This is a genomic window from Bradyrhizobium sp. UFLA06-06, assembly GCF_054820065.1.
Genome location: NZ_JADFUD010000002.1, coordinates 213,833 through 240,830, shown reverse-complemented (window position 1 = coordinate 240,830; position 26,998 = coordinate 213,833). Strand labels below are relative to the sequence as shown.

Genomic DNA, 26,998 nt, shown 5'->3' with positions numbered 1-26,998 from the left:
GAGCACCACTCACGAACCCGGCTTCGCCTCGACCGGCTTCTGCGCGAACTGCGGGAATGTCTCCGCCACGACCGGTCCATCCAGCCGCCATGAATAGCAGCCGCCGACGAAGAACGGCGGCTCGGTGACATCGCGCTGATGATCGAGCGCGCCGCGGCCCTGCGGGTCCTTGCCGGAGGTTGCGGTCTGGAACAGCGTCGTCACCGCCGGTCCCAGGAGCTCGGCGAGATGGGTGCAGGTCTCGAGCTTGCCGATCTTGCGACGGACCAGTTCGCGCCAGCCCTTACCGATGCGTTCGCCGACTAGGCGCTGCAAAATGCCCTCGACGTCGAGGCAGGATGGGTAGGGCGTCGAGGCCATCGTGGTGCCGGTCTCGCGGATCGTAAAACTGTCGTCGACCGCGAGCCGCAGGCGGATATCGTGCACGGGATCGTCGGGTTGCTGCAGGCCGCGATGCTTGTCCTGTCGGGCATAGGGTTTGGTGTCGACCAGCCGCGCCTCGACTTCCCACAATCCGTCGTCACGGAGATAGCCGAGACATTCGACGGAGCGGCGGTGCATCAGGCGGCGGGGCTTGCCGTCGGCATTGGTATCGGGTGCGGACATCGGAACTCGCTGGATTGAATCTAGTACTGATCCAATCGGCCGCGTGCGCCGATGTCAACGCTCGCAGCTGAATGGCGTTATGAGACGTCGTCATTCCGAGCTGGCGCGTTGGCGCCAGACCCGGAATCTCGAGATTCCGGGTTCGATGCTTCGCATCGCCCCGGAATGACGGGGTGACGTTGAGAGCTGCCCCTCAGCTCACGCGCCGTTCGCGGTTCTCCCAATATGGCTTGCGCAGCTCGCGTTTCAGAATCTTGCCGGCGCCGGAGAGCGGCAGCGGGGTCGAGGTGATGTCGACGCTGCGTGGGCATTTGTAGCCGGCGATCAGCGCCTTGCAGTGCTCCATCAGCTCCTCCGGCGTGGCGCTGGCGCCGCTCTTCATCACCACGACGGCGTGAACCTGCTCGCCCCAGCGTTCGCTCGGAATGCCGATCACGGCGCATTGCGCCACCGCCGCGTGCTGGGCGAGGGCGTTCTCGACCTCGGCCGAATAGACGTTCTCGCCGCCGGAAATGATCATGTCCTTGACGCGGTCGACGACGTAGACGAAGCCGTCCTCGTCCATGTAGCCGCCGTCGCCGGTGTGCATCCAGCCGTCGATCACGGCGCGCGCGGTCTCCTCCGGCCGCTCCCAATAGCCCATCATCACCATGTCGCCGCGCACCGCGATCTCGCCGACGGTGCCCGTCGGCACGATCTTGTCCTCGGCGTCGACGATCTTGACCTCCGCGCCGAGCGTGGCGCGGCCGGCGCCGCGGTGCCGGCCCTTGGCGCGGCCGTCGCCGATATGCTCCTTCCAGTGCAGCAGGGTCGCGATCGGCGACAGCTCGGTCATGCCGTAGGCTTGCGTGAATTCGACATGCGGCAGCGCCTTCATGGCGCGCATCAGCACGGCGTCGCTGATGACGGAGGCGCCGTAGGAGATCCGCTTCAAGGACGACAGGTCGTAATTGCCGAGCGTCGGATGATCGACGAACATCTGGATCATGGTCGGCACCAGCAGCACGTCGGTGATGCGCTCCTTCTGCACGGCGGCCGCGACGCCGTCAGGCGTAAAGCCCTGGATCACGACATTGGACCCGCCGGACAGCAGCACCGAATACATCGCCGCGCCGTTTGCGAGGTGGAACATCGGCGCCGCGTGCAGGTAGATCGTGCTGCTCGGCCACAGGCCTTCGCCGAGCGCGTTGAGCGCATTGGCCATCAGATTGCCGTGGCTCAGCATCACGCCCTTGGAGCGGCCGGTGGTGCCGCCGGTGTAGAAGATGCCGGCGAGATCGTCGCGGCTGCGCATGGCATCGGCTATCGGCGCGCTGCGCGCGATCAGCGTCTCGTAATTCTCCATGCCGGCCGGCGTCTCGCCCTCGTCGGCATAGACCAGCTTCAGGCCGGGGATGGCGCCTGCCAGCGCCGCGCCGACCGGCGCAAACGCCTTGTCGACGAACAGGATTGTTGCGCGGCAGTCGCGCAGGGCGTCCTCGTTCTCCAGCGGAGACCAGCGGATGTTGAGCGGCACGATCACGGCGCCGGCCCAGCCGACCGCCAAATAGAGTTCGAGATAGCGGTCGGAGTTCAGCGACAGGATCGCGACGCGGTCGCCGTCCTGCGCCCCGAGGCCGCGGATCGCTGCGGCGAGGCGGGCGACGCGTTCGCCGACCTCGCGCCAATTGCGCCGCCGCTCACCGCAGACGACTGCGAGCCCGTTTGGATTGACCTGCAGCGCGCGCCGCAGTCCGTGCGTGATGTTCACTCGTCTCCTCCCTTGATGCGTTTCCCTTGCGAGGCGGTTTGTCCGCCTTCTCTGCAGCCGGAAGGGCTGCTTTGTGCGCTGTTGTCTTGCGCGTTGATGCCATTTGCATTGATGTTTTGGCGATGCCTTCGGTGAGGCGGATCGCGAATTCCTCGGCGACCGCGCGTCCGCTCAGCTCGCCGCCCGGCTGGAACCAGTGGCCGATCCAGTTCAGCGAGCCGGCAATGGCGAAAGCCGCGAGCTTCGGGTCGCACGGTTTCACCGAACCGTCTTCGACGCCCTGTGCGATATAGTCGCGGAAGGCGCGGTCGATCCGCCGCTTCGCGGTCTGCACGATCTTGCGGTTGTCCTCGCTGAGATCGCGGATGTCGAAGCGGACCAGGCTCTTGCCGTAGTCCGCGGTCATCAGCTCGGCATAGCGGACGGTGAGCTTGCGAAGCTTGTCGAGCCCCGAGCCGCCGCCGGCCGACGTCTCGGCAATGCATTCGTCGACCAGCTCATTGCCGATCGACCAGCACTCGAACAGGATCTCGTCCTTGCCGCGGAAGTAGTTGTAGAGCGCGGGCTTGGTGATGTTGAGCCGCTTGGCGACGTCGTTCAGCGTGGCGCGGTGATAGCCCTGTTCGAGGAACAGGGCGACGGCCGTGCGCAGCACCGCCTCGCGCTTCTCGTCGCGGGCGCGGCGCCGGCTTTCGAACGGCAGCCAGGGCGACTCGTTGCTGGAAGAGGGAGAGCTGGCGTCCATCGCGTGGGTGCTGTCGCATTGACTCCGGAAGATCGCCCGTATATTACCCATGGGTAATAAATAGTCCAGTGGGTAATTTCCGGGAGGACACGCGATGACGTCACGCACCTATGTTGCCGGGGTCGGCATGATCCCCTTCGTCAAGCCCGGCGCCAATGCGCCGTATCACGTGATGGGCGCCGAGGCCGCGAAGCTGGCGCTCGCCGACGCCGGGCTCGACTACGGCCGCGTGCAGCAGGCCTATGTCGGCTATGTCTATGGCGACTCCACCTGCGGGCAGCGCGCGCTCTATCCGGTCGGCATGACCGGCATCCCGATCGTCAACGTCAACAACAACTGCTCGACCGGCTCGACCGCGCTGTTCCTGGCGCGGCAGGCGATCGAGTCAGGCGCGGCCGATTGCGTGATGGCGCTCGGCTTCGAGCAGATGAAGCCCGGCGCGCTCGGCGCCGTGTTCACCGACCGCCCGAGCGCGTTCGACGATTTCGACGCCGCGGCCGACAAGCTGGTCGACGCGCCCGGCGTGCCGCTGGCGCTGCGCTATTTCGGCGGCGCCGGCCTGAGCCACATGAAGAAATACGGCACGCCGCTCTCCGCCTTTGCAAAGGTGCGCGCCAAGGCGAGCCGTCATGCCAAGAACAATCCGCTGGCGCTGTTCCGGAAAGAGGTCTCAGCCGACGACGTGATGAACGACCAGGTGATCTGGCCCGGCGTGATGACGCGGCTGATGGCGTGCCCGCCGACCTGCGGCGGCGCCGCCGCGATCCTGGTCTCGGAGAAATTCGCCGACCAGCACGGTCTCAACAAGCAGGTCCGCATCGCCGCGCAGGCGATGACCACGGATACGCCGTCGACCTTCGGTGCGTCAGACATGATGCAGGTGGTCGGCTACGACATGGCGCGCGATGCCGCCAAAAAGGTCTACGAGGCCGCCGGCATCGGGCCTGATGATCTCGACGTTGTCGAGCTGCACGACTGCTTCGCGCACAACGAGCTGATCACCTATGAGGGGCTCGGCCTGTGCGGCGAGGGCGAGGCCGCGAAATTCATCGACGACGGCGACAACTCCTATGGCGGCAGGATCGTCACCAACCCGTCCGGCGGGCTGCTGTCGAAGGGCCATCCGCTCGGCGCCACCGGACTTGCGCAGTGCTATGAGCTGACGCGGCAGCTGCGCGGCACCGCTGCGGCGACGCAGGTGGAGGGCGCGCGGATCGGCTTGCAGCACAATCTCGGCCTCGGCGGCGCCTGCGTCGTGACGCTCTACGAACGCGCCTGAGGCCGCCCATGGTCGATCAATCCGCTGTCGGGCGTACATTCACGCCCGTGACCGCGCGCGTCGAGCCGGGGCGCCTGCGCTTCTTCCTCGATACGCTCGGCGAGACGAATGCCGTCTATCGCGACGAGACGGCCGCGCAGGCGGCCGGCTTCACGGCGGCGCCGGTACCGCCGACCTATCTGTTCTGCCTCGAGATGATGGATGCACCCGACCCGTTCGAGTTCCTCACGGCGCTCGACATCGATCTGGCCCGCGTGCTGCACGGCGAGCAGCGCTTCGACTATCACGCGCCCGTGATCGTCGGCGACACGCTGACGTTCCGCCCGCGCGTCACTGGCGTGACCGACAAGAAGGGCGGAGCGATGACGCTGATCGTGGTCGACACCCCCGTCACCAACCAGAACGGCGTCCATGTTGCCGATGTCTCGCGCACCGTCGTGGTGCGCAATGCGAGGCCGTCATGACCAGCTCTCCCTCTGTCGGCGACCGCATCGTCCACAAGGAGTTTCCGCCGATCACCCGCCATCGCCTCGCGCTGTATTGCGGCGCCTCCGGCGATCACAACCCGATCCATGTCGATATCGACTTCGCGAAGGCGGCCGGCTTCCCCGACGTGTTCGCGCACGGCATGCTGGTGATGGGCTATCTCGGCCAGGCGCTGACCGACGCGGTGGCGCCGTCGCGCGTCCGCTCCTTCTCGACCCGCTTTGCCGCGATCACCCAGCTCGGCGCGAAGCTGACCTGCGAAGGCACGGTGACGGAGCTGATCGAGCAGGGCGGTGAGAAGTGCGCAAAACTCGCGCTGACGACGAAGGATCATAACGGCGAGATCAAGCTCGCCGGGGAAGCCATTATCGCGCTTTAGGAGAGATCATGTCGAAACTGCAAGACAAAGTCGCGCTCGTCTCAGGCTCCGGCCGCGGCATCGGGCGCGCGATCGCGTTGAAGCTCGCCAGCGAGGGCGCGCGGGTCGTGGTCAACGACCTCGATGCCGAGCCGGGCGATGCGATCGTCGCCGAGATCAAGGCCATGGGCGGTGAGGCGATCGCGGTCAACGGCAGCGTGACCGAAGCCGGCTTTGCCGATCGCTTCGTAGGCCGCGCGATCGATCGGTTCGGCGGTCTCGACATCATCGTCAACAATGCCGGCTACACCTGGGACTCGACGATCCAGAAGATGACCGACGAGCAGTTCCAGGCGATGCTCGACGTCCATCTGGTCGCACCGTTCCGCATCATGCGCGCGGCGTCGGAGCCGATCCGGGTGATGGCGAAGAGGGAGGCCGAGGCGGGCCGCGAGGTGTTCCGCAAGGTCGTCAACATCTCCTCGATCGCGGGCCTCTACGGCAATGCCGGGCAGGCGAGCTATTCGTCCGCCAAAGCTTCGCTGATCGGGCTGACGCGCACGATGTGCAAGGAGTGGGGCCGCTACAAGGTCAACGTCAATTGCGTCGCGTTCGGCCTGATCAACACCCGCCTGACCCAGCCGATCGAGAGCCAGCAGAAGACCATCGACGTCGCCGGCCGCGACATCAAGGTCGGCGTCCAGCCGCAGATGCTGGAGGCGATGGGCCGCATGATCCCGCTCGGCCGCGGCGGCACGCCGGAGGAGGCGGCCGATGCGGTCTATCTGTTCTGCGCTCCGGAATCGAACTACATCAGTGGTCAGGTGATCGTCGCCGGCGGCGGTCTGCTGATTTGACGAGAGCGTTTTCAAGCGAAGTGGGTACCGGTTCGCGTCAAGAAAACGCGTCAAAGAAAGAATGCGTAGCGAGGGCAGAATGCACTACCGATCGTCCTGGATGACCGAGGAGCTGGACACCTTCCGTGACCAGTTCCGCAAATTCCTCGCCAAGGATCTGGCGCCGCACGCCGAAAAATGGCGCGAGCAGAAGCTGGTCGACCGCTCGGCCTGGCGCGCGCTCGGCGAAATGGGCGCGTTGCTGCCGAGCGTGCCCGAGGCCTATGGCGGCTTAGGGGCCAGCTTCGCCTATGACGCCGCCGTGCTCGATGACCTCGAGAGCACGGTGCCGGAGCTGACCACCGGCGTCTCCGTGCACAGCGCGATCGTCGCGCATTACATCGTCAACTATGGCTCGGAGGAGCAGAAGAAGCGCTGGCTGCCGAAGATGGCGTCGGGCGAGATGGTCGGCGCCATCGCGATGACCGAGCCCGGCACCGGCTCGGATCTGCAGGCGGTCAAGACCACGGCGAAGAAGCAGGGCAATTCCTACGTCATCAACGGCCAGAAGACATTTATCACCAACGGCCAAGCCGCCGATCTCGTCATCGTGGTGGCGCGGACCGGGGCTCCGGGCGCCAAGGGCATCTCGTTGATTGTCGTCGAAACCGCAGGCGCCGAGGGCTACCGGCGCGGGCGCAACCTCGACAAGATCGGGCTGCACGCATCAGACACGTCGGAGCTGTTCTTCGATAACGTCACGGTGCCGCCGGAAAACCTGCTCGGCGCCGAGGAGGGCAACGGCTTCGTGCAGCTGATGCAGCAATTGCCGCAGGAGCGGCTGTCGCTCGCGATCGGCGCGGTCGCCTCGATGGAGCGCGCGGTCAGGATCACCGCCGAATACACCAAGGAACGCACCGCGTTCGGCAAGCCGCTGCTCGAATTCCAGAACACCGCCTTCAAGCTCGCCGAGCGCAAGACCGAGGCGATGATTGCCCGCGTGTTCGTCGATTGGTGCGTCGAGCGCCTAGTCGCCGGCGACCTCGACACCGTGACGGCGTCGATGGCGAAATGGTGGTGCTCGCAGAAGCAGGTCGAGACCGCCGACGAATGCCTGCAGCTACATGGCGGCTACGGCTACATGCAGGAATATCCGATCTCGCGCATGTTCATCGATTCCCGGATCCAGAAGATCTATGGCGGCACCAACGAGATCATGAAGCTCCTGATCGCGCGCTCGCTTTGAAACTTCTTCGCCGTCATTCCGGGGCATGCGAAGCATGAACCCGGAATCTCGAGCCGCAACTTCGAGATTCCGGGTTCGATGCTCGCGCATCGCCCCGGAATGACGCGGAGAGGTGAGTGCGCGCTCATGTCCTTCGCGCGCCGCTACATCGCGCGCACGTTCTTGAGGAACTTGTCGACCTGAACTTCCAGCTCGGAGGCGTTGCTGGCGAGCTCTCCGGAGGCCGCCAGCACGTTCTCGGCGGCCTTGCTGGCATCGTCGATCGCCTTGGTCGTGCCGTTGATGTTTGCGGTGACCTCCTTGGTGGCCGCGGCCTGTTCCTCGACGGCGCTGGCGATCACGGTCGAGATCTCGCTGATCTGGACGATGACCTGCGAAATCGCCTTCAGCGCCGTGGCGGTGTTGCCGGTCGCGGCCTGCATCTCGTTGATCTGCGCCGAAATGTCTTCCGTGGCCTTGGCGGTCTGGTTGGCCAGCGCCTTCACCTCGGAGGCGACGACGGCGAAGCCGCGTCCGGCCTCGCCGGCGCGCGCGGACTCGATCGTTGCGTTGAGCGCAAGCAGGTTGGTCTGGCCGGCGATCTGGCTGATCAGCGCGACGACGTCGCCGATCTTTTGCGCCATGGTCACGAGGCCCGCGACCAGCTTGTCGGACTTCTCGGCTTCGTCGACCGCCATGCGGGCGATGCGGCTCGCCTCGGCCACCTGGCGGCTGATCTCGTTGACCGAGGACGACAGCTCCTCGGACGCGGACGCCGCGCTCGCCGAGCGCTGATTGACGAATTCGGCGGTCGTCGTCAGCGATCGCGCCGTGCCCTGCATTTGCGTCGAGGCCGACGCCAGCATCCCGGCAAGCCCCTTCACGTCCTTCTCGAAATCGTCGGCCAGCTTCACATTGCCTGTCACGACCGACCAGCTCAGCATCGCGCCGGTGTAGTTGCCGCGCTTGTCGGTCAGCCCGGAGACCCGCAGGTCGAGCGTTTCCGGACCGAGCTTGATCTTGGCCGCATGCGGCAGGTTCTTGGGATCGCCGACGATGCGCCGCTGGTGCGCCGGGTTCTTGTGGAAGATGTCGAACGAGTTGCCGAGGATCTTGTCCGGCGCCACCGGAAGCAGGTGCTTCACGGTGTCGAGCGTCTTGAGGCTGGTCTGGTTGATGTAGGTGATATTGAAATCGGTATCGCACATCATGATGTTGATCGGCATGTTGTCGAGCATCTGCAACAGCCGCTCGGTCTGGGTTTCAAGCCGCGCCTTCTCGGTCGCGAGCTCCCAGGTCAGCATCGGGCCGGTGTAGCGGCCGCGCGAATTGGTCATGGCCGTCACGGTGAGATCGAGCGTCTCGCCGCCGATGGTGATGCGCGCCCTGTGCGGCAGGTTCTTCGGGTCGGACAGCAGCCGGCGCTGATGCTGCGGATTCTTGTGAAAGATATCGATCGATTGCCCGATCAGCGCGTCGACCTTCACCGGCAGGACATGCTCGATCTTCTTCAGGTTCTGTCGCGTCGACTCGTTGATGTAGGTGATTTTGAAATTGTCCAGCTCGCAGAGCATGACACTGATCGGCATGTCGTCGAACAGCCGGTACGAACTGTCCGAGCCGACGACGCTTGCGACGCTCTTCATCCCCAACATGCATTGCCCTCCAGCCTTGATAATGATCTTGGTGAATTGAAACGGTGCACCTGATCGGCAGCGGAATGCCTTCCACCGCGGGCCCCACGCAGGTGCGCTATACGATTTACAATTTCTGACTGCGTGGAACGGTAGGCGATTCGAGTTCCATCAAGAAGGGCGTGCAATGCGCCGCATGCGCTCGCGCAAGATCGAACGCGCGATGCTCGCGATGAGCGTAATCGAAAACGTCGCGCAACACCGCGATTTGCCGTGAAATCCTTGCGATCCTGCGGCGAAGATGCGAAGCGACCGATCGCTGCACCGTAGTCTTACGGAAGCAGACGCGTGCGCTCCGAATGATTGTTATCGTGCACATGACGCGTTGGCTTATGCAGGTTGTGCCACGCCATCGTGCGCAGCGGAGAGCTCTTGACTCAATCGTCTCGACGGCCGCGCGCTGTCGGTCCTGGCGATGTGGCGTGCGAGCATTGTTCCGCCTGCGCTCTGTGACGGTCGGCGCCTCGCGATGATCGCGAGGTAGTCGCATCGTCGATGGGGGTGTTATTGAAAGAAGCGCGCACAGGTTGATCACGCCGCGCGAGACCCGATCGAGGCTGCAGACCGGCGTCGTGACATCGGTCCCGCTTGAGCGCGACGAGATCGCCCTGGACCCGGCCGACGGTGGCCTGCGTTGCTGGCCGGCCGGCGGCTTCAATCCCGCCGGCGATCGTCCGCTCTGCGGAAATCGATGACGAAACAGCGTTGCCCATTGCCTACCGCATGGCTTGGCGCCGCTACGCCCGCGAGACGCAGCTTCGGCCTTGCACCCCATTTCCGTCTATCATACCCCGTGGGACCACGATCCGCGCGAAGCTCAAACGCGCGCCAGTACTTGCAGGGAGCCCTCATGACCAAAAGCAATGCCCGCACCGGAGGCCAGATCCTGATCGACCAGCTGGTCGCGCAAGGCGTGGAGCGCGTCACCTGCGTGCCAGGCGAGAGCTATCTGGCGGCGCTCGACGCCTTGCACGACAGCCCGATCGACGTCGTGATCTGCCGCGCCGAGGGCGGCGCCGCGATGATGGCGGAGGCCTACGGCAAGCTGACGGGACGTCCGGGCATCTGCTTCGTCACCCGCGGCCCGGGCTCGACCAATGCCGCCCATGGCGTGCACATCGCGATGCAGGACTCCACCCCGATGATCCTGTTCGTCGGCCAGGTCGACACCGGCATGCGCGAGCGCGAGGCGTTCCAGGAACTCGACTACAAGGCGGTGTTCGGCACCATGGCGAAATGGGCGGTCGAGATCGATCGTCCGGATCGCATTCCGGAACTGGTCGCGCGTGCCTTCCGCGTCGCGCTGCAGGGCCGGCCCGGTCCGGTGGTGATCTCGCTGCCGGAGAACATGCTTACGGAGACCGCAGCGGTCGCCGACGCGCCGAAGGTCGAGCCTGCGGCGACCTGGCCGGCACCGTCGGATCTCGAACGCCTCGGCACCATGCTCGCCGGCGCCAAGGCGCCGATCGTGGTACTCGGCGGCTCGGCCTGGACCGCGGAGGCCGCCAAGGGCATCGCGCGCTTCGCCGAGCGCTTCGACCTGCCGGTTACAACCTCGTTCCGCCGCGCCTCGCTGTTCGACGCCGATCACTCGCATTATGCCGGCGATCTCGGCATCGGCCCGAGCCCGAAGCTCAGGGATCGCATCACCGGCGCCGATGTCATTCTGTTGATCGGCGGCCGCATGTCGGAAATGCCGTCCTCGTCCTACACGCTGCTCGACATTCCGGTGCCGAGCCAGCAGCTGATCCATGTCCATCCCGGCGCCGAAGAGCTCGGCCGCGTCTACCAGCCGGCATTGGCGATCCAGGCGACGCCCGCAGCCTTCGCCGCCGCGGTCGAGACCATGAAGCCCGCAGCCGCACCCGTCTGGAAGGGTGAGGCGGCCAAGGCGCACGCGGATTACCTCGCCTGGACCGACAGGCCGCGCGAGCTGCCGGGCAGCTTCCAGTATGGCGAGGTCGTGACCTGGCTGCGCGATCGCCTGCCGAAGGATGCCATCGTCTGCAACGGCGCCGGCAATTATGCCGGCTGGATTCACCGCCACCATCGCTTCCACGCTTTCGCCGCGCAGCTTGCGCCGACCTCAGGCTCGATGGGCTACGGCGTGCCGGCGGCTGTGATGGCCAAGCGGCATCATCCGGACCGGGTCGTTGTGGCGTTCGCCGGCGACGGCTGCTTCCTGATGAACGGGCAGGAGTTCGCCACCGCCGTGCAATACGACGCGCCGCTGATCGTCGTCGTCATCGACAACGCGCAATACGGCACCATCCGCATGCATCAGGAGCGCGACTATCCGGGCCGCGTCGTCGGCACCCAGCTCAAGAACCCGGACTTCGCGCTTTATGCCAAGGCGTTCGGCGGCCATGGCGAGCGGGTCGAGCGCACCGAAGACTTCGCGCCCGCGTTCGAGCGCGCGCTGGCCTCCGGCAAGCCCGCGATCCTGCACTGCCTGGTCGATCAGCGCGCGCTGTCGGTCGGTAAAGACTTCGTGCAGGCTGCGAACTGATGCCTGAGTCCACCGGCCGTCGGGTCGCGATCATCGGGGCCGGCGCGGTCGGCGTGATCAGCGCCATCGAGGCGCTGCGCGAGGGCCACAGCGTCACCTTGATCGATCCGGGCGAGCCCGGCGGCACGCAGGCGGCGAGCTACGGCAATGCCGGTTGGCTGTCGTCGCATTCGGTGATCCCGCCGGCCGAGCCGGGCACCTGGAAGAAGGTGCCGGGTTATCTGATGGATCCGCTCGGGCCGCTGGCGATCCGCTGGTCGTACCTGCCGAAGGCCTTGCCCTGGCTGGTCAAGTATCTGCTATCGAGCCGGACCGAGGCGCAGGTCGAGGCCACCGCGCGGGCGATGCGCGATCTGTTGAAGGATGCGCCGCTGCTGCACCGGCAGCTCGCCGAGGAAGCGGGCGTCGGCGAATTGATCGAGCGGCGCGGGGTGATGCATGTGTTTCCCTCACGCGCGCCGTTCGATCGCGATCTCGGCTGGCGCATCCGCAAGCGCGTCGGCATCGAATGGCTGGAGCTCGATGAAGACGAGATGCGCCAGCGCGAGCCCGATCTGCATCCGCGCTACAAATTCGGCGTCGTGGTGGAGGAGGCGGGACGCTGCCGCGATCCCGGCGCCTATGTCGCGGCGCTCGCCGCCCACGCCATCGCGAATGGCGCCGAGCGCGTCGCCGCCAAGGCCACGGGCCTCAGGCTTGCCGGCAACAGGCTGGTCGCCGTGGTCACCGAGAGCGGCGAGATCGCCTGCGACGCGGCTGTCGTCGCCGCGGGCGCGCGCTCCAGGCAACTGACCGCCTCGATCGGCGATCCGCTGCCGCTGGAGACCGAGCGCGGCTATCACGTCATGATCGAGAATCCGGAATCCGGCCCGCGCAATTCAATGATGGCCTCCGATGCCAAGATGGTTGTCAACTGGACCGACAAGGGCCTGCGCGCCGCCGGTACGGTGGAGATCGCGGGGCTTGACGCCGCGCCGAACTGGAAGCGCGCCGAAATCCTGCGCGAGCATCTCTTCAGCATGTTCCCGAAGCTGCCGAGGGATATTCCGCCATCGCGGATCAAGACCTGGTTCGGCCATCGGCCGAGCATGCCCGACGGGCGCCCCTGCATCGGTTATGCCCGTGCGACGCGCGACGTGGTTTACGCCTTCGGCCACGGCCATGTCGGCCTGGTCGGATCGGCCCGCACCGGCCGGCTGGTCGCGCAACTCCTGAGCGGCAAGGTGCCGGAGATTCCGCTCGCCCCGTTTGCGCCCTCACGCTTTCTGTAGGAAGCAACGGCGGCGAAGCCTCAGCTGTCGCCGGCCCAGGCCGTGATCGCGGCCGGCGCGATCACGCGTCTCGGTATGTGCGGATTGATCGTTCCGGCGCTGACGTCCTGCGTCTGGACGAGCAACGTGCGCGCAAACGCCTTGGCATCCTGCTCGGTCGTGAAGGTACGGGTCTGGCGCGCGAAGCGGTGATGTCCGGCGTCAGGATTTCGCATGGCGAACGAGACGTACCAGATGGCCTTGTCGGTCTTCATCGCGCCTCTTTGGTGGTAATCCGCCCGCGCGATCGCGACGTCGTGCTCGATGCTCGATGTGCAAAAAGTGCCAAGACAAAGAATCCTGAAATACAACACATTGCGGCGAATAGGCTCCTCGGCGAACCAGCAATGCTACAGGATCGGCACGTCTACCGATACTAGCGGCATATTACCTGTCAACCGATGGGTGAAATGACAATGCGCCGTTGCGACGTTGGTTCCATCCTGCAAATTGCCACGCCCTCCCAGGACCTGGGCGACGTTCGGAACGTCGATTTTCTGGGAAAGTTGTCTGCGCATTCGTGGCCGCGGTGTGCGGCATCGGGAGGACGAGATGACGTGGGTCGGCAGGTGGAAGAACCAATACGGTTCGATCGTCGAGATCACCAGCGAAGCCAATGGCCGCATCGAGGGGACGTTTCGAACTGCGCTGGCCGATAGCGGCTTCTACGGCCAGACGGTCGCGATCGTCGGCGTCCACCAAGGCAATTGCATCGGATTTTCGTCGGTCGGTTCGTCGGCGACTGGCGATCGTGTGGTCTCCTATACCGGCTTGCTTCGACATCAAAAAATCGAAACGGCGTGGTTTGTCGTGTCGGACAAGGCGCTGGTCGCGGCCCGAGAGGGTGAAGCGGCGGCCCTGAAGTCCGTGAACTGGTGGCGAGCTGTCACGACAAATGTCGATACGTTCGAACGGACGACGTAGGCTTCGCTAGATGACTTGGTCCTCCTTGCGTGCTGCGTTGATGGTCTCCTCCACCTCGGTGGCAAGGGCCGTGAGATGTTCGGCGAGCTTGCTGAACAGCTCGCGCTTGCGCAAGTCAGTCGCCAGATCGCGGATCAACGCACACTCCGCCGCGTCGCGGCGAAGCTTTTCGAGATGCGTGAGCATGTCCTGCATTTTTTCGTCCCCGAATGCCGTATTCCGCAACGCTAAGGCGGCACAGAACCCCGCAACAATAACCTGTGATACTTTTCGCGAACCTTGGCGACGGTCGCGTATCATTCCGATCCTCAAGTCGAGCTTGGCTTGCGAGACCGGCTTCTCCAGGAGGTCGGCGCCCTCCCGCAGCTTGCTGCTCGTCATTCGTTAGTCTGTGGGCTCAATCAATTCGTTCGGCTTTTCAGAATTTAACTTGACAGATGACCCAACTCAGATGTTCAATACATCCGTCTCACCCGATCGAGGGGCGCTTCGCGATCGTCACGAACGCGGCGTGGGATGCGGTGGACGCCGAGCATGTGCGCGACGACATGCATGTGAGGCGGACGGCGAAATCGTGTGGTCCTGACGCCCTAGCGGCAGGTGTCTTTTCGCATTGCGCGGTGCGCGTTGTGAAGACGGTGACAAACAAGCCCAGTCTCACCGGGGAGAGCACGTATAAGCCGTAACCCATCGCGCAGGGAAAGCCGGGTTGTTTCCGGTTACACCTGTGGTCCTACCTCCCGCGTTTTTTATTACGCGGGACCCATGGGTGCGATCGGCACCCGGCTTTCCCTGCGCCCTCTGCTTCCAGAGCGGCGAAACGAAAAGCAAAGCTCGGACGGTTCATGTCGCGAGAATGCGGTTGTTTGACTAACAGACCGCGCCACACATTCAGTGTCGTCCCTGCGAAAGCAGGGACCCATACGCCGCGGCGGATGTCGTGAACAGAGCTCGTCATTCCAGCGAAGCACACCAATCAGCGCTTGTGGTTATGGGTCCCTGCTTTCGCCGGGACGACAGCGAGGATGAGGCGATAGCGCTGCCTCTCTCACGATCCGATCCGCACCACCATCTTGCCGAGCGCGGCGCGGGTCTGCATCGTGGTGAAGGCCGCGCGAAAGTCCTCGAACGCGAACACCTTGCCGACCACGGGCGTCAGCCGGCCATCGTTCAGCCATGCCGACAATTGCGTCATCACGCGCGCCTGCGCTTCGGGCTCGCGGCGCGCGATCTGGGCGGCGTCGACGCCGATCAGGAGGCCGCCCTTCAGGAGCGGCAGATTGAACGGCAAAGCGGGGATGCTGCCGGCCGCGAAGCCGACCACGACATGGCGGCCGTTCCAGGCGATCGAGCGGAACGCCTGCAGCGAGACCTCGCCGCCGACCGGATCGAAGATCACGTCGGGGCCATGGCCGCCGGTCGCGTCCTTCAGCGCGTCGCGCCAGTCGGGCCTCGTGTAGTCGACGACCGCGTCGGCACCGAAGCTTGCGGCGAAGTGGCGCTTCTCCTCCGTCGAGGCCGCAGCGACGACACGCGCGCCGAGCAGCTTGCCGACTTGAATGGCGGCGATGCCGGTGCCGCCGGCGGCGCCGAGCACCAGCAGTTGCTCGCCGGCCTTGAGCGAGCCGCGTTCGCCGAGTGCATAGAGCGCGGTGAGGTAATTGGTGCGAAAGGCCGCGGCGGCCTCCATCGACAGTCCGTCGGGCATGATCTCGACGGCGTCGGGCGGCACCACGATATGCTCGGCCAGCGCGCCCGAGCGCGCCGCGCCCATCACCCGCATGCCCGGCGCGATGTCGGCGACGTCGCCCGCGACCGCATCGACCACACCGGCGAATTCCGCGCCCGGCGTGAAGGGCAGCGCATCCTTGGTCTGATAGCGGCCCCCGACCTTCAGCCCATCGACGAAGCCGATGCTCGCGGCGTGGACCCGGACGCGGATCTGTCCGGGGCCGGGTTCGGGGGTGCCGATCTCCCTCAGCCCGATCTGATCGATGGGTGCGTATTGCTCGACGACGACCGCCTTCATCCTGTCCTGCTCATTGGTTGGTTTCCTCGCGGGCCTTTTCCGTTCCGATTGAATCGGAACGGGGCCCTGGTTTCTTGTGTTGACGCGTTCTCTTCACGCGAGCCGGTAGCCAGCTTGTGCGAAAACGCTTCCGGCAATCCTATCCCATGTCCGTTGTTCTACGGGGAGGGGTTTTGTGCATGCGACGGCAGGCTCGCTTGCGGAAAGCCAGCATCTTCAACGACATCGCGAAAAGACCGGCGTTTACCCGTTGTTATCCCTACCAAATTCGGTAACGCGTCCTTAATCGCGTTAACGTTAGGGTTTTCCACGCGGCCCGCCTTGGGCTGCGCGCCGTCCAGGACGGGCAGGTTGCGTACGCGTTGGAGTCTCCTATGGATATCATGACTGGCGCCGGGCTGTTGGCTGGCATCATCGTCATCGCGGTGATGATGTTCATGGGCGGCGACCTGCACATGTTCATCTCCGAACACGCCATGATCATCATCTTCGGCGGCTCGATCGCAGCGACGATGATCCGTTTTCCGCTCGGCGTGATGCTGCACGGCCTGCCGCTCGGCGCCAAATTCGCCTTCACCATGAGCCGGCTGTCGGCCCGCGACCTCGTCGACGAACTCGCCCGCATCGCCGAGATCGCCCGCAAGCAGGGGCCGGTCGGCCTGGAAAAAGTCGAGACCGATGAGCCGTTCCTCGCCAAGGGCATCCGCTACGTCGCCGACGGTTACGACCTCGAATTCATCCGCGACAACATGGAACGCGACCGCGACAACTTCCTGATGCACCTCGACGAGGGCAGCAAGATCTATCGCGCGATCGGCGACTGCGCGCCGGCGTTCGGCATGATCGGCACGCTGATCGGCATGGTGCAGATGTTCGCCAACATGACCGACCCCTCCAAGCTCGGCCCGTTCATGGCGACCGCGCTGCTCGCGACGCTGTACGGCGCGCTGGTCGCCAATTTGTTCTGCCTGCCGATCGCCGACAAGCTGCATGGCAAGCTGCTCGACGAGGAGACCAACCGCACGCTGATCATCGACGGCATCCTGATGATCCGCGACTCCAAGAGCCCCGCGCTGGTGCGCGAGATGCTGCTGGCCTATCTGCCGGAGAAGCATCGCCAGGAGGAAGGCGAGCCGGTTCCGGCCTGACCGGACCGCGCTTTCGGGAAACGCAGCGATGGCCAAGAAAAAGCGCGGCGACGCCCATACCGGAGGTCACGGCTGGTTCGTGACCTTCGCCGACCTGATGGGCCTGATGATGAGCTTCTTCGTGATGCTCGTCGCGTTCTCCACCATGGACAACAACAAGCTGAAGATCGTCGCCGGCTCGATGCGCGATGCCTTCGGTGTGCAGACCAATGTGCGCTATTCCGGCATCGTCGAATCCGACGGCCTGCCGACCCGGCCGAAGCTGAAGAACGTCGAGCACATTTCGCCGGAGGACTCTTCGGCCAATCCGACGCCGGACGAGAAGGAGCGCAGCCAGATCAACGGCGCGCGGCTGAAGATCGACCGCGAATTCGCGCTCGCCTCGGCCTCGCTCCGCCAGGCGCTGCAGGACATGCCGGAGCTGACCGAGATCTCCAAGAACATCATGTTCGAGGAGACCAAGGAGGGGCTCAACCTCGAGATCGTCGACCAGGACGGCCGCTCGATGTTCGCCGACGGTTCAAGGGAGCCGTATGACCGCACCCGCCGGCTGATCCAGAAGCTGGCCGCGCCGCTGAAGGCGACGCCGCTGCGGGTCGCGATCGTGGGGCATACGGCCGCAGGCTTCGTGCCGGCGCGCAGCGATTATGACGGCTTCGACCTGTCCGCGGACCGCGCCAACGCGGTGCGGCAGATCCTGGAGCGGGAAGGGCTGCCGCCGTCGCATATTTTCGCGGTTTCCGGCAAGGCCGACGGCCAGCCGCTGTTTCCCGACGATCCGACGCTGCCGGCCAACCGTCGCGTGACCATCACCTTGATGCGCGAAAATCCGCCACTGCCGCCGGATCTGAAGCCGTAGCTCTGGGTTACCATACTACCGTCAACTACCATTGTTGCGCGGTTGACACGCGGAGCGGAAGCGTCGATAGCCGCGCGGATCAAATCAACCGATCGGGCGTTCCAACCTCGCCATGGCTGTCAGCGTCTCATCTACCGAAGCTCAGGAAGGGCAACCCACCTCCAGCTTCTGGGCCCTGACACTCGGCAGCATCGGGGTGGTGTTCGGCGACATCGGAACTTCGCCGCTCTACGCATTCCGCGAGGCGGTCGGCGGCGCCGCGCACGGCCAGCCGGTCACCCGCATCATGGTGCTGGGCGTGCTCAGCCTGATCCTGTGGGCGCTGTTCACCGTCGTCACCGCGAAATACGTGCTGCTGCTGCTGCGCGCCGACAACAATGGCGAGGGCGGCACGCTCTCGCTGATGGCGCTCGGCCAGCGCGCGATCGGTCGGCGCAGCTGGCCGCTGCTCGCGCTCGGCGTGGTCGGCGCCTCGATGTTCATCGGCGATTCCATGATCACGCCGGCGATCTCGGTGCTGTCGGCGGTCGAAGGCCTCAAGCTCGCCACCCCGCATCTCGAGCACTATGTGGTGCCGCTGACGATCCTGATCCTGGTCGTGCTGTTCTCGGTGCAGAGTTCTGGTACCGCGCGCGTCGCTTCCGCCTTCGGTCCGGTGATGGTGGTGTGGTTCGCCTCGCTGGCGGTGATGGGGCTCGTCCACATCATGGACGACCCGTCGGTGCTGGCGGCGATCAATCCCTATTACGCGCTCCAGTTCATGCTGACCCACGGCACCATCGGCCTGGTGACGTTGGGCGCGGTGTTCCTCGCGGTGACCGGCGGCGAGGCGCTGTATGCCGATCTCGGGCATTTCGGCCGCAAGCCGATCCAGTCCGGCTGGCTGTTCTTCGTGCTGCCCTCACTGCTGCTGAACTATTTCGGGCAGGGCGCGCTGGTGCTGTCCGATCCCAGCGCGATCGAGAACTCGTTCTACCGCATGGTGCCCGACGTGCTGCTGCTGCCGCTGGTCGGGCTCGCCACCGCCGCGACGGTGATCGCGAGCCAGGCGGTCATCACCGGCGCCTATTCGCTGATCAGCCAGGCGGTGCAGCTCGGGCTCTTGCCGCGCTTCGAGGTCCGCTACACCTCGGAGACTCATGCCGGCCAGATCTATCTGCCGCGGGTCAACCGGCTGCTGTTGATCGGCGTACTGCTGCTGGTGCTGCTGTTCCGCACCTCGAGCGGGCTTGCGTCGGCCTATGGCATCGCCGTCTCCACCACCATGGTCGCCGACGGCATCATGGGCTTCATCGTGATCTGGAAGCTGTGGAACTGGCGCGTGGCGTCGGCGGCGGCGTTGATCCTGCCGTTCGTGATCGTCGACATGACCTTCTTCAGCGCCAATCTCCTGAAGCTGTTCGAGGGCGCCTGGGTGCCGCTGCTGTTCGGCGCCGTCATGGCGACGATGATCTGGACCTGGCGCCGCGGCGCCGCCATCCTGGTCGCCAAGACCCGACGCATCGAGGTGCCGCTGCGCGACCTGATCCACAGTCTGGAGAAGCGGCCGCCGCATATCGTCAAGGGCACCGCGGTGTTCCTGACCAGCGATCCCAGTTTCGTGCCGACCGCGCTGCTGCACAATCTCAAGCACAACAAGGTGCTGCACGAGCACAATGTGATCCTGACCATCGAGACCGCACCGACGCCGCGCGTCGATCTGTCCGAGCGCGTCACCATGGAGAAGGTGAGCGACAAGTTCACCGCGGTGCGCCTGCGCTTCGGCTACATGGAATCGCCGAACGTGCCGAAGGCGCTGGCGGTCGCGCGCAAGCTCGGCTGGCAGTTCGACATCATGGCGACCTCGTTCTTCGTGTCGCGCCGCTCGCTGAAGCCGTCGGCCCAGTCCGGGATGCCGCAATGGCAGGACCATCTGTTCATCGCGATGAGCCGGTCCGCCAATGATGCCACCGACTATTTCCAGATCCCGACCGGCCGGGTGGTTGAAGTGGGTACCCAGGTAACTATCTGATCGGGCGCAGGATTCTGATATCAACCGTGATCCATGCGTGATGTGCATGGCGGAGGCCTGAATCCGGGCTAACCTATGCATTCCTGCCGGGAGTATAGCCCTGCGACCCGGCATTGTGCGGTGCGGCAGAAGACAGAGGCACAGCTTCCCCATGTCATCCGAGAGTGCGATCACCGCGGCGGAAACGCCGGCGGCAAACGGCAATGGCGAGGCGCATTCCACCGCCACCTTCAAGGCCCTGATGCTCGGCAGCATCGGTGTCGTCTATGGCGACATCGGCACCAGCCCGCTCTACGCGCTGCGCGAAGCCGTCGCGGCGGCCGCCGGCGGCGAGGGCGCGGTGACGGCGCATGCGGTGCTCGGCGTGCTCTCGCTGATCCTCTGGGCGCTGATCATCGTCGTCACGCTGAAATACGTCGTGATCCTGCTGCGCGCCGACAACAATGGCGAGGGCGGCACGCTGGCGCTGATGGCGCTGGCGCAGCGCGCGGCGACCAAGGGCGGCGCCGCGATCGTGCTGCTCGGCATCATCAGTGGCGCGCTGTTCTATGGCGACGCCGTCATCACGCCGGCGCTCTCGGTGCTGTCGGCAATCGAAGGCATTAAGCTCGTCACCTCGACATTCGATCCCTATGTCGTCCCGCTCACGGTGGTGATCCTGGTCGTGCTGTTCGCGGTGCAGTCGCGCGGCACCGCGCGCGTCGCGGCCTTCTTCGGGCCGGTGATGTGCGTGTGGTTCGCCCTGATCGCGGTCGCGGCGCTGCCGCAGATCGTGCGGCATCCCGAAGTGCTGTACGCGCTCAATCCGATCCTCGCGGTGTCGTTCATGCTGCATCACGGCGTGATCGGCTTCATCACGCTCGGTGCGGTCTTCCTCGCCGTGACCGGCGCCGAGGCGCTCTATGCCGACCTCGGCCATTTCGGCAAACGCCCGATCCAGACCGCGTGGCTGTTCATCGTGCTGCCGTCGCTGGCGCTGAACTATCTGGGGCAGGGCGCGCTCTTGATCGGCAATCCCAAGGGCATCGAGAACCCGTTCTTCCTGATGTTCCCGGACTGGGCCCTGATCCCCATGGTCGCGCTGGCGACCATGGCGACCGTGATCGCGAGCCAGGCCGTCATCACCGGCGCGTATTCGCTGACGCGGCAGGCGATCCAGCTCGGCCTGTTGCCCCGGTTCGAGATCCGCCACACCTCGGAAGCGCATTCCGGGCAGATCTACATGCCGCGTATCAACCGCTTCCTGTTCATCGCGGTCATCGTGCTGGTGCTGATGTTCCGCTCGTCGAGCGCGCTGGCCTCGGCCTACGGCATCTCGGTGACCGGCACCATGGTGGTGACGGCGATGATGGGTTTTGTCGTGATCTGGAAGGTCTGGCGCTGGTCGCCGATTGCGGCCGCCGCGCTGGTCGCGCCGTTCCTGTTCCTGGACATCACCTTCCTTGCCGCCAACCTGCTCAAGGTGTTCGAGGGCGGCTGGGTGCCGCTCGCGCTTGGCGGCGCGATGATCGTGGTGATGTACACTTGGCGGCGCGGCAGCCGGCTGTTGTTCGAGAAGTCGCGCAAGCTGGAATTCCCGCTCGCCGATCTCGTCGCGATGCTGGAGAAGCGGCCGCCGCAGCGCGTCACCGGCACCGCGGTGTTCCTGACCAGCGACCCCGTCAGCGCGCCGACCGCGCTGATGCACAGCCTCAAGCACTACAAGGTGCTGCACGAGAAGAACGTCATCCTGACCATCGAGACGGCGCCGACGCCGCGCATCGATCCGTCCGAGCGGGTGCGGATGGAGCAGCTGAGCGAGACCTTCTCCAAGGTGACGCTGAAGTTCGGCTTCATGGAGCAACCTAACGTGCCGAAGACGCTGGCGATCGCCCGCAAGCTCGGTTGGCAGTTCGACATCATGTCGACCTCGTTCTTCCTGTCCCGCCGTGCGCTGAAGCCGGCGGCGCATTCGGGCATGCCGAGCTGGCAGGACCATCTGTTCATCGCGCTGAGCCGCTCCTCGAACGACGCCACCGACTATTTCCAGATCCCGACAGGGCGGGTGGTCGAGGTCGGCACGCAGGTCACGATTTAGGGTCTGCGAACCAGCGTTTCGGCGTGGCATCTAACCCGTTTCGGACGCTTGATTTTCTCCGCGCAAGAGGCGACTTTGCGGCCCGGAACGGCGGGCCGCGCGACGCTCGCCAAGCTGATATCGGGAGGATATTTCCGTGGCGGACCACAAGGTGGAAGATTTGTTTCCGGACGAGGTGTCGAAGGGCATAGCGGAAGGCCGCTATCTGCTGGTCGACGTCCGTGAGCCGAACGAGGTCGCCGTCGAGGCCTATCCCGATGGCGTCGTGGTGCCGCTGTCGACGTTCGACCCGGCGGCGATTCCCGATCCGCAGGGCAAGCAGGTGGTGTTCGCCTGCCGCTCCGGCAAGCGCTCCGTGACGGCCTCGCTGGCCGCCCAGGCCGCGGGCCTGCCCTATGACAAGCACCTGGCGGGCGGCATCATCGGCTGGAAGGCGGCGGGACTGCCGACCAAGACCGGCGGCTGATCCCCTGACATGACCTCCATGAACAAGGTCTTCGCGGACCTTCCCGTCACCATCTTCGAGGCGATGTCGCAGGCCGCGCGCGACAACAACGCCATCAATCTCGGCCAGGGCTTTCCCGACGATCCCGGTCCGGAGGACATCCGCCGCGCCGCCGCGGACGCCTCGATCAACGGCTATAATCAATATCCGTCGATGATGGGCATCCCGGAGCTCCGTCAGGCGATCGCATCGCATTACGGCCACTGGCACGGGCTCAAGCTCGATCCGATGACCGAGGTGATGGTCACCTCCGGCGGCACCGAGGCGCTGACCTCCTCGATCCTCTCCGTGGTCGAGCCCGGTGACGAGGTGGTGTGCTTCCAGCCGGTCTATGATTCCTATCTGCCGATCATCCGCCAGGCCGGCGGCATTCCGCGGCTGCTGCGGCTCGAACCGCCGGAGTGGCGGCTGAGCGAGGAGATGCTGCGCAGCGTCTTCAACCACAAGACCAAGGCGGTGCTGTTCAACAATCCGCTCAATCCGGCGGCGGTGGTCTATCCGCGCGAGGACCTCGAACTGCTGGCGCGGTTCTGCCAGGAATTCGACGTGGTCGCGATCTGCGACGAGGTCTGGGAACACGTGGTGTTCGACGGCCGCGAGCACATCCCGCTGATCACGATCCCGGGCATGCGCGACCGCACCATCAAGGTCGGCAGCGCCGGCAAGATCTTCTCGCTGACCGGATGGAAGATCGGCTTCGTCTGCGCCGCGCCGCCGCTGCTGCGCGTCGCTGCGAAGGTGCACCAGTTCCTCACCTTCACGACGGCCCCCAATTTGCAGGCGGCGGTGGCATATGGCCTCGGCAAGCCCGACGACTATTTCCTCGACATGCGCAAGGACATGGCGCGGAGCCGTGACCGCCTGACCAAGGGATTGGAGAGCATCGGCTTTCCGGTGCTGAAGTCGCAGGGGACCTACTTCCTCACCGTGGACCTGTCGCCGCTCGGGCTCAACGAGACCGATGCCGAGTTCTGCTGGCGGATCGTGCAGGACTACAAGGTTGCGGCGATCCCGGTCTCGGCGTTCTACGAGCAGGATGCGGTGACGTCGGTCGTGCGTTTTTGCTTCGCCAAGAAAGACGCGACGCTCGATGCCGCGTTGGAGCGGTTGTCGGACGCCGTCCACCGCCGCAAGAGGTAGGCCAGAATGCGAGAGCAGAACCGTCGTCTCGTCAGCTTCGTCGGCGTGGTCGCGACGGTCCTGCTGCTCTCGGCCTCCGCCGACGCCGAGGAGCGCACGGTCAACTTCTACAACTGGTCGAACTACATGGCGCCGGGAGTCCTCGAGGACTTCACCAAGGAAACCGGCATCAAGGTCGTCTACGATACGTTCGACGCCAACGAGACGCTGGAGACGCGGCTGCTCGCCGGCAAGTCGGGCTATGACGTCGTGGTGCCGACCGGCTACTTCCTGCAGCGCCAGATCACCGCGAAGGTGTTCCTCAAGCTCGACAAGTCGAAGCTGCCGAACCTCGCCAATGCATGGCCCGTGGTGACGGAGCAGCTTGCGACTTACGATCCCGGCAATAGCTACGGCGCCAACTACATGTGGGGCACCACCGGCATCGGCTACAACGTCAAGATCGCGGAGAAGATTCTCGGTCCCGACGCGAAGATCGACAGCTGGGACATGGTGTTCAAGCCGGAGAACCTCGCCAAGTTCAAGGATTGCGGCATCCACATGCTGGATTCCGCGGACGACATCCTGCCGGCGGCGCTGAGCTATCTCGGCCTCGATCCGAACTCGACCAAGCAGGCTGACCTCGAGAAGGCCGCCGATCTCGTCATCAAGATCCGGCCCTATGTGCGCAAATTCCACTCGTCCGAATATCTCAGCGCGCTGGCCTCGGGCGAAATCTGCTTCGTGGTCGGATGGTCGGGCGACATCATGCAGGCGCGCAGCCGGGCGGCGGAAGCCAACACCGGCGTCGAGATCGGTTACACGATCCCGAAGGAGGGCGCGCAGATGTTCTTCGACAATCTGGCGATTCCGTCGGATGCGAAGAACGTCGCCGAGGCCTATGAGCTGATCAACTACTTGTACCGTCCCGAGGTCGCGGCGAAGAACTCGAACTTCCTGTCCTACGCCAACGGCAATCTGGCGAGCCAGAAGCTGATCGATCCGAAGATCTTCGCCGACAAGAACATCTATCCCGACGAAGCGATGCAGAAGAAGCTGTTCGTGATCACCGCGCGCGATCCGGCGACGCAGCGGATCATCAACCGGCTGTGGACGAGGGTGAAGACCGGGAAATAGGTTTATCAGTCATTGCGAGCCAACGGGTCGCGCGAACGCGCGCCCGACGACAGGCTCCGCGAAGCAATCCATCGCGTCGCACCTGCTGAAGCATGGATTGCTTCGTCGCTTCGCTCCTCGCAATGACGAGGTAGGGCTGCCAGCCTACCGCCAGCGCCGGTGCAGCCAGAGCCACTGATCCGGATATTCGCGGACCCAGCCCTCGACGACGTCGGTGATCGCCTGCATCGTGCCCTGGATATCGATCTGGCCGGATGCGTCGAACACCGGCTTGATTTCCTCGGTGACCTCGCCGCGGAAGCGGCCGTCGGGCAGGCGGATGATCCGCGTGCCGTGGATCGGGCAATCGATCTGCCGGCGCAGGCGCGCCAGCAGCGGATTCGCCGTGGTCTTGCGGCCGAAGAAGGTGACGGGAACGCCGTTGGTCAAATACTGATCGACCAGCATCGCGACGTGCTGGCCGTTCTTCAGCGCCTGCGCCAGCTTGAGCGGCGCGTCGCGGCCGGCCGGGACCAATGTGCCCAGGTTGACTGCGCGGATGCGCTCGATGGCGCGGTCGGCGGCTTCGATGTTCGGCCGCCGAAACAGGATGGTGGCGTCGAGCCCATGCGCTGCGGCGGCAATTGGAGAGAGCTCCCAGTTGCCGAGATGTGCGGCGAAGAACAGTGCCGGCTTGCCGTCGTCGCGCAACTGGTCGAACAGCTGCTTGCTGCGCGCCGAGAATTCGACGCGACCCGGCTTGTCGGGATTCTGGGGATCGTGGTCCCAGATGCGGTCGATGTGCGCGAATTCAGCGCCGATGCGTCCGAGGTTGTGCCAGACGCCCGTCAGGATCTCCTCGATCTCCTCCGGTGACTTTTCCGGGAAGGCGGCCTTGAGGTTCTCGCGGCCGATGCGATCCTCGCGCAGCCGGCGGCCGATGAAATGGGCGGCGCGGCCGAAGAACCTTGCGGTCTTCTCGGGATCGAAATAGCGCGTTGTACGCAGCAGGCCGATCGTCAGCCCGCCGATCGCCGCGTCGGTCACGGGCTTCGCGGCGTCACGCAGGTGCGCCCTGGTGCGAAGGAGCAGGCGTTTCATCTGATGACGCGAGGGCGCTAGGCCGGCTCGCGCGTCAGGATCAGTGAGGCGTTCTGCCCGCCGAACCCGAACGAGTTCGACATCACGGCGGTCACCTTGGCATCGCGCGCCTTGTTGCCGACTACGTCGAACGGGATCGCGGGATCAGGCACCTCGTAGTTGATCGTCGGCGGAATCCGCTGATGCTCGAGCGTGAGCAGCGAGAAGATCGCCTCGACTGCACCGGCGGCCGAGATGGTGTGGCCGACCATCGACTTGTTCGACGACACCGGAATGTTTTTGGTGTGTTCGCCAAACACGGCCGACGTCGCAAGATACTCCATCTTGTCGTTTTCCGGCGTCGAGGTCCCGTGCGCGTTGATGTGATCGATTTGCTCGGGCTCCATTCCAGCATCGGCGAGTGTCTTGCGCACGCAGCCGATCGCCGGCTTGCCGTCCGGGGCCGAGCGGGTGCGATGGAAGGAATCGGTGAGCTCGCCGCAGCCGGCGACGACGCCGAGGATGCGCGCGCCGCGGGCCATCGCGGCCTCGTAGCTCTCGAGCACCAGCGCGCCGGCGCCTTCGGCCATCACGAAGCCGTCGCGGTTCTTCGAGAACGGTTTCGAGGCGGCCTGCGGCGGATCGTTCTGGGTGGAGAGAGCCGACAGCAGCGAGAAGCGCACCATGGCTTCCGGGTTCACCGAGCCGTCGGTTGCGACGCACAGCGTCGCATCGGTTTCGCCGCGGCGGATCGCCTCGACGCCAAGCTGGATCGCGGTCGCACCGGACGCGCAAGCCGTCGACAGCGAAATCGGGGACCCTTTGGTGCCGAAGGTCTCGGCGAGGTTGAGCGCGACGGAGCCGAAGGTGAAGCGCCGGTGAAAGTGCGCGAACTTCCCGCCGCTGCAGGTCGCCAGGTATTCGATGATTCCAAAGTCCTTGGTTGGAACCTCGCGCGCGACTTCGAGCCGCTGCGGCCACTCGGTCTCGATCGGGGCGACTGCCAGAAACAGCGGGCCGGGAAAGTCGCCCTTGCTGCCGATGCCGGCTTGCTCGAGCGCTTCCTCGGTCGCGATCTCTGCCAGACGCTGCGACAGGCTGGTCGAGGAGAACGGGTCGACGGTGACGAAATCGACGGCGCCGGCCATCGTCGTCTTCATACTGTCGAGCGGGAAGCGTGTCACGGTCTTGATGCCGGACTCACCCGCGGTGAGGCGCTTCCAATTGTCGGTCTTGCCGCCGCCGAGCGACGTCACGATTCCCATGCCGGTCACGACGACGATCGGTCGGCCGAATTTATCGCGTGGTGCTGTCATGGTGTCCCCGTCGGTG

General features: G+C 65.1%; 25 protein-coding genes. 16 read left to right on the top strand and 9 right to left on the bottom strand.

Annotation, left to right across the window (positions count from 1 at the left end; all coding sequences use genetic code 11):
* Nucleotides 1–9 precede the first annotated feature (9 nt).
* The 3 genes from IF803_RS02950 to IF803_RS02940 form a co-directional block, all read right to left on the bottom strand.
* Nucleotides 10–606 carry a DUF2889 domain-containing protein gene (locus IF803_RS02950; RefSeq protein ID WP_051002921.1) on the bottom strand — a complete coding sequence of 199 codons (597 nt, stop codon included), beginning with the start codon at nucleotides 604–606 and terminating at the stop codon, nucleotides 10–12.
* A gap of 193 nt (nucleotides 607–799) precedes the next feature.
* Nucleotides 800–2,356: an acyl-CoA synthetase gene (locus IF803_RS02945; RefSeq protein ID WP_461191209.1), complete on the bottom strand. Its 1,557-nt coding sequence runs from the start codon at nucleotides 2,354–2,356 to the stop codon at nucleotides 800–802.
* A complete protein-coding gene (locus IF803_RS02940) occupies nucleotides 2,286–3,209 on the bottom strand; it encodes a TetR/AcrR family transcriptional regulator (protein ID WP_461191208.1) in 924 nt (307 codons plus the stop codon). Before IF803_RS02940 ends, IF803_RS02945 begins: the two co-directional genes overlap by 71 nt.
* On the opposite strand from IF803_RS02940, the gene IF803_RS02935 reads away from it, so the two are divergent.
* The 5 genes from IF803_RS02935 (at nucleotide 3,196) to IF803_RS02915 (ending at nucleotide 7,306) form a co-directional block, all read left to right on the top strand.
* The gene (locus IF803_RS02935) at nucleotides 3,196–4,380 is read left to right on the top strand and encodes a lipid-transfer protein (protein WP_461191207.1); all 1,185 of its coding nucleotides are present in this window, start codon (nucleotides 3,196–3,198) and stop codon (nucleotides 4,378–4,380) included. The genes IF803_RS02940 and IF803_RS02935 overlap by 14 nt on opposite strands.
* 8 nt (nucleotides 4,381–4,388) lie before the next feature.
* Nucleotides 4,389–4,844 carry a MaoC family dehydratase N-terminal domain-containing protein gene (locus tag IF803_RS02930; protein WP_461191206.1) on the top strand — a complete coding sequence of 152 codons (456 nt, stop codon included), beginning with the start codon at nucleotides 4,389–4,391 and terminating at the stop codon, nucleotides 4,842–4,844.
* Complete coding sequence (locus IF803_RS02925) at nucleotides 4,841–5,245, top strand: MaoC family dehydratase (RefSeq protein ID WP_461191205.1); 405 nt, start codon at nucleotides 4,841–4,843, stop codon at nucleotides 5,243–5,245. The genes IF803_RS02930 and IF803_RS02925 overlap by 4 nt, the downstream gene beginning before the upstream one ends.
* 8 nt (nucleotides 5,246–5,253) lie before the next feature.
* Nucleotides 5,254–6,081, top strand: coding sequence for an SDR family NAD(P)-dependent oxidoreductase (locus tag IF803_RS02920; protein WP_461191204.1), 828 nt, complete (start codon nucleotides 5,254–5,256; stop codon nucleotides 6,079–6,081).
* Between the two features lie 79 nt (nucleotides 6,082–6,160).
* Nucleotides 6,161–7,306: an acyl-CoA dehydrogenase family protein gene (locus IF803_RS02915; protein WP_057019698.1), complete on the top strand. Its 1,146-nt coding sequence runs from the start codon at nucleotides 6,161–6,163 to the stop codon at nucleotides 7,304–7,306.
* 143 nt (nucleotides 7,307–7,449) lie between these two features.
* On the opposite strand, the gene IF803_RS02910 is transcribed toward IF803_RS02915, so the two are convergent.
* Entirely contained in the window at nucleotides 7,450–8,940 is a 1,491-nt protein-coding gene (locus IF803_RS02910) for a methyl-accepting chemotaxis protein (RefSeq protein ID WP_461191203.1), read from the bottom strand.
* A 566-nt stretch (nucleotides 8,941–9,506) separates the two neighbouring features.
* On the opposite strand from IF803_RS02910, the gene IF803_RS02905 reads away from it, so the two are divergent.
* The 3 genes from IF803_RS02905 to IF803_RS02895 all read left to right on the top strand — a co-directional run bounded on the left by IF803_RS02905 (nucleotide 9,507) and on the right by IF803_RS02895 (nucleotide 12,759).
* Nucleotides 9,507–9,674: a hypothetical protein gene (locus IF803_RS02905; RefSeq protein ID WP_461191202.1), complete on the top strand. Its 168-nt coding sequence runs from the start codon at nucleotides 9,507–9,509 to the stop codon at nucleotides 9,672–9,674.
* 155 nt (nucleotides 9,675–9,829) lie between these two features.
* Nucleotides 9,830–11,488, top strand: a complete 1,659-nt coding sequence (locus IF803_RS02900; RefSeq protein WP_461191201.1) for a thiamine pyrophosphate-binding protein — start codon at nucleotides 9,830–9,832, stop codon at nucleotides 11,486–11,488.
* Complete coding sequence (locus tag IF803_RS02895) at nucleotides 11,488–12,759, top strand: NAD(P)/FAD-dependent oxidoreductase (RefSeq protein ID WP_461191200.1); 1,272 nt, start codon at nucleotides 11,488–11,490, stop codon at nucleotides 12,757–12,759. The genes IF803_RS02900 and IF803_RS02895 overlap by 1 nt, the downstream gene beginning before the upstream one ends.
* Nucleotides 12,760–12,779: 20 nt before the next feature.
* Here IF803_RS02895 and IF803_RS02890 read toward each other — a convergent pair whose 3' ends face one another.
* A complete protein-coding gene (locus IF803_RS02890) occupies nucleotides 12,780–13,013 on the bottom strand; it encodes a hypothetical protein (RefSeq protein WP_028334283.1) in 234 nt (77 codons plus the stop codon).
* A 337-nt stretch (nucleotides 13,014–13,350) separates the two neighbouring features.
* Here IF803_RS02890 and IF803_RS02885 point away from each other — a divergent pair, with 337 nt between their 5' ends.
* Complete coding sequence (locus tag IF803_RS02885) at nucleotides 13,351–13,722, top strand: avidin/streptavidin family protein (protein WP_461191199.1); 372 nt, start codon at nucleotides 13,351–13,353, stop codon at nucleotides 13,720–13,722.
* 6 nt (nucleotides 13,723–13,728) lie between these two features.
* On the opposite strand, the gene IF803_RS02880 is transcribed toward IF803_RS02885, so the two are convergent.
* Both IF803_RS02880 and IF803_RS02875 read right to left on the bottom strand, forming a co-directional pair.
* Nucleotides 13,729–13,917, bottom strand: coding sequence for a hypothetical protein (locus IF803_RS02880; protein ID WP_304500269.1), 189 nt, complete (start codon nucleotides 13,915–13,917; stop codon nucleotides 13,729–13,731).
* An 853-nt stretch (nucleotides 13,918–14,770) separates the two neighbouring features.
* Nucleotides 14,771–15,751, bottom strand: a complete 981-nt coding sequence (locus tag IF803_RS02875) for an NADPH:quinone oxidoreductase family protein (protein WP_461191198.1) — start codon at nucleotides 15,749–15,751, stop codon at nucleotides 14,771–14,773.
* 374 nt (nucleotides 15,752–16,125) lie between these two features.
* Between IF803_RS02875 and IF803_RS02870 the strand changes: the two genes are divergently transcribed.
* The 7 genes from IF803_RS02870 (at nucleotide 16,126) to IF803_RS02840 (ending at nucleotide 24,607) form a co-directional block, all read left to right on the top strand.
* On the top strand, nucleotides 16,126–16,899 hold the full coding sequence (locus IF803_RS02870; RefSeq protein ID WP_016848416.1) for a motility protein A: 774 nt from the start codon (nucleotides 16,126–16,128) through the stop codon (nucleotides 16,897–16,899).
* Between the two features lie 28 nt (nucleotides 16,900–16,927).
* Nucleotides 16,928–17,758 carry an OmpA/MotB family protein gene (locus tag IF803_RS02865; RefSeq protein WP_016848417.1) on the top strand — a complete coding sequence of 277 codons (831 nt, stop codon included), beginning with the start codon at nucleotides 16,928–16,930 and terminating at the stop codon, nucleotides 17,756–17,758.
* Nucleotides 17,759–17,870: 112 nt separating this feature from the next.
* The gene (locus IF803_RS02860; RefSeq protein ID WP_304499742.1) at nucleotides 17,871–19,769 is read left to right on the top strand and encodes a potassium transporter Kup; all 1,899 of its coding nucleotides are present in this window, start codon (nucleotides 17,871–17,873) and stop codon (nucleotides 19,767–19,769) included.
* Nucleotides 19,770–19,920: 151 nt separating this feature from the next.
* The gene (locus IF803_RS02855; protein WP_461191197.1) at nucleotides 19,921–21,846 is read left to right on the top strand and encodes a potassium transporter Kup; all 1,926 of its coding nucleotides are present in this window, start codon (nucleotides 19,921–19,923) and stop codon (nucleotides 21,844–21,846) included.
* A 136-nt stretch (nucleotides 21,847–21,982) separates the two neighbouring features.
* Entirely contained in the window at nucleotides 21,983–22,312 is a 330-nt protein-coding gene (locus IF803_RS02850; RefSeq protein ID WP_016848419.1) for a rhodanese-like domain-containing protein, read from the top strand.
* Between the two features lie 9 nt (nucleotides 22,313–22,321).
* A complete protein-coding gene (locus IF803_RS02845; protein ID WP_461191196.1) occupies nucleotides 22,322–23,491 on the top strand; it encodes an aminotransferase in 1,170 nt (389 codons plus the stop codon).
* A 6-nt stretch (nucleotides 23,492–23,497) separates the two neighbouring features.
* On the top strand, nucleotides 23,498–24,607 hold the full coding sequence (locus IF803_RS02840; RefSeq protein WP_461191195.1) for a polyamine ABC transporter substrate-binding protein: 1,110 nt from the start codon (nucleotides 23,498–23,500) through the stop codon (nucleotides 24,605–24,607).
* A 144-nt stretch (nucleotides 24,608–24,751) separates the two neighbouring features.
* Here the strand turns inward: IF803_RS02840 and IF803_RS02835 are convergent, their stop codons facing one another.
* On the bottom strand, nucleotides 24,752–25,687 hold the full coding sequence (locus IF803_RS02835; protein ID WP_304499746.1) for a lipid A biosynthesis lauroyl acyltransferase: 936 nt from the start codon (nucleotides 25,685–25,687) through the stop codon (nucleotides 24,752–24,754).
* A gap of 17 nt (nucleotides 25,688–25,704) precedes the next feature.
* Nucleotides 25,705–26,982 carry a beta-ketoacyl-ACP synthase gene (locus IF803_RS02830; protein ID WP_028344597.1) on the bottom strand — a complete coding sequence of 426 codons (1,278 nt, stop codon included), beginning with the start codon at nucleotides 26,980–26,982 and terminating at the stop codon, nucleotides 25,705–25,707.
* Between the last annotated feature and the right edge of the window lie 16 nt (nucleotides 26,983–26,998).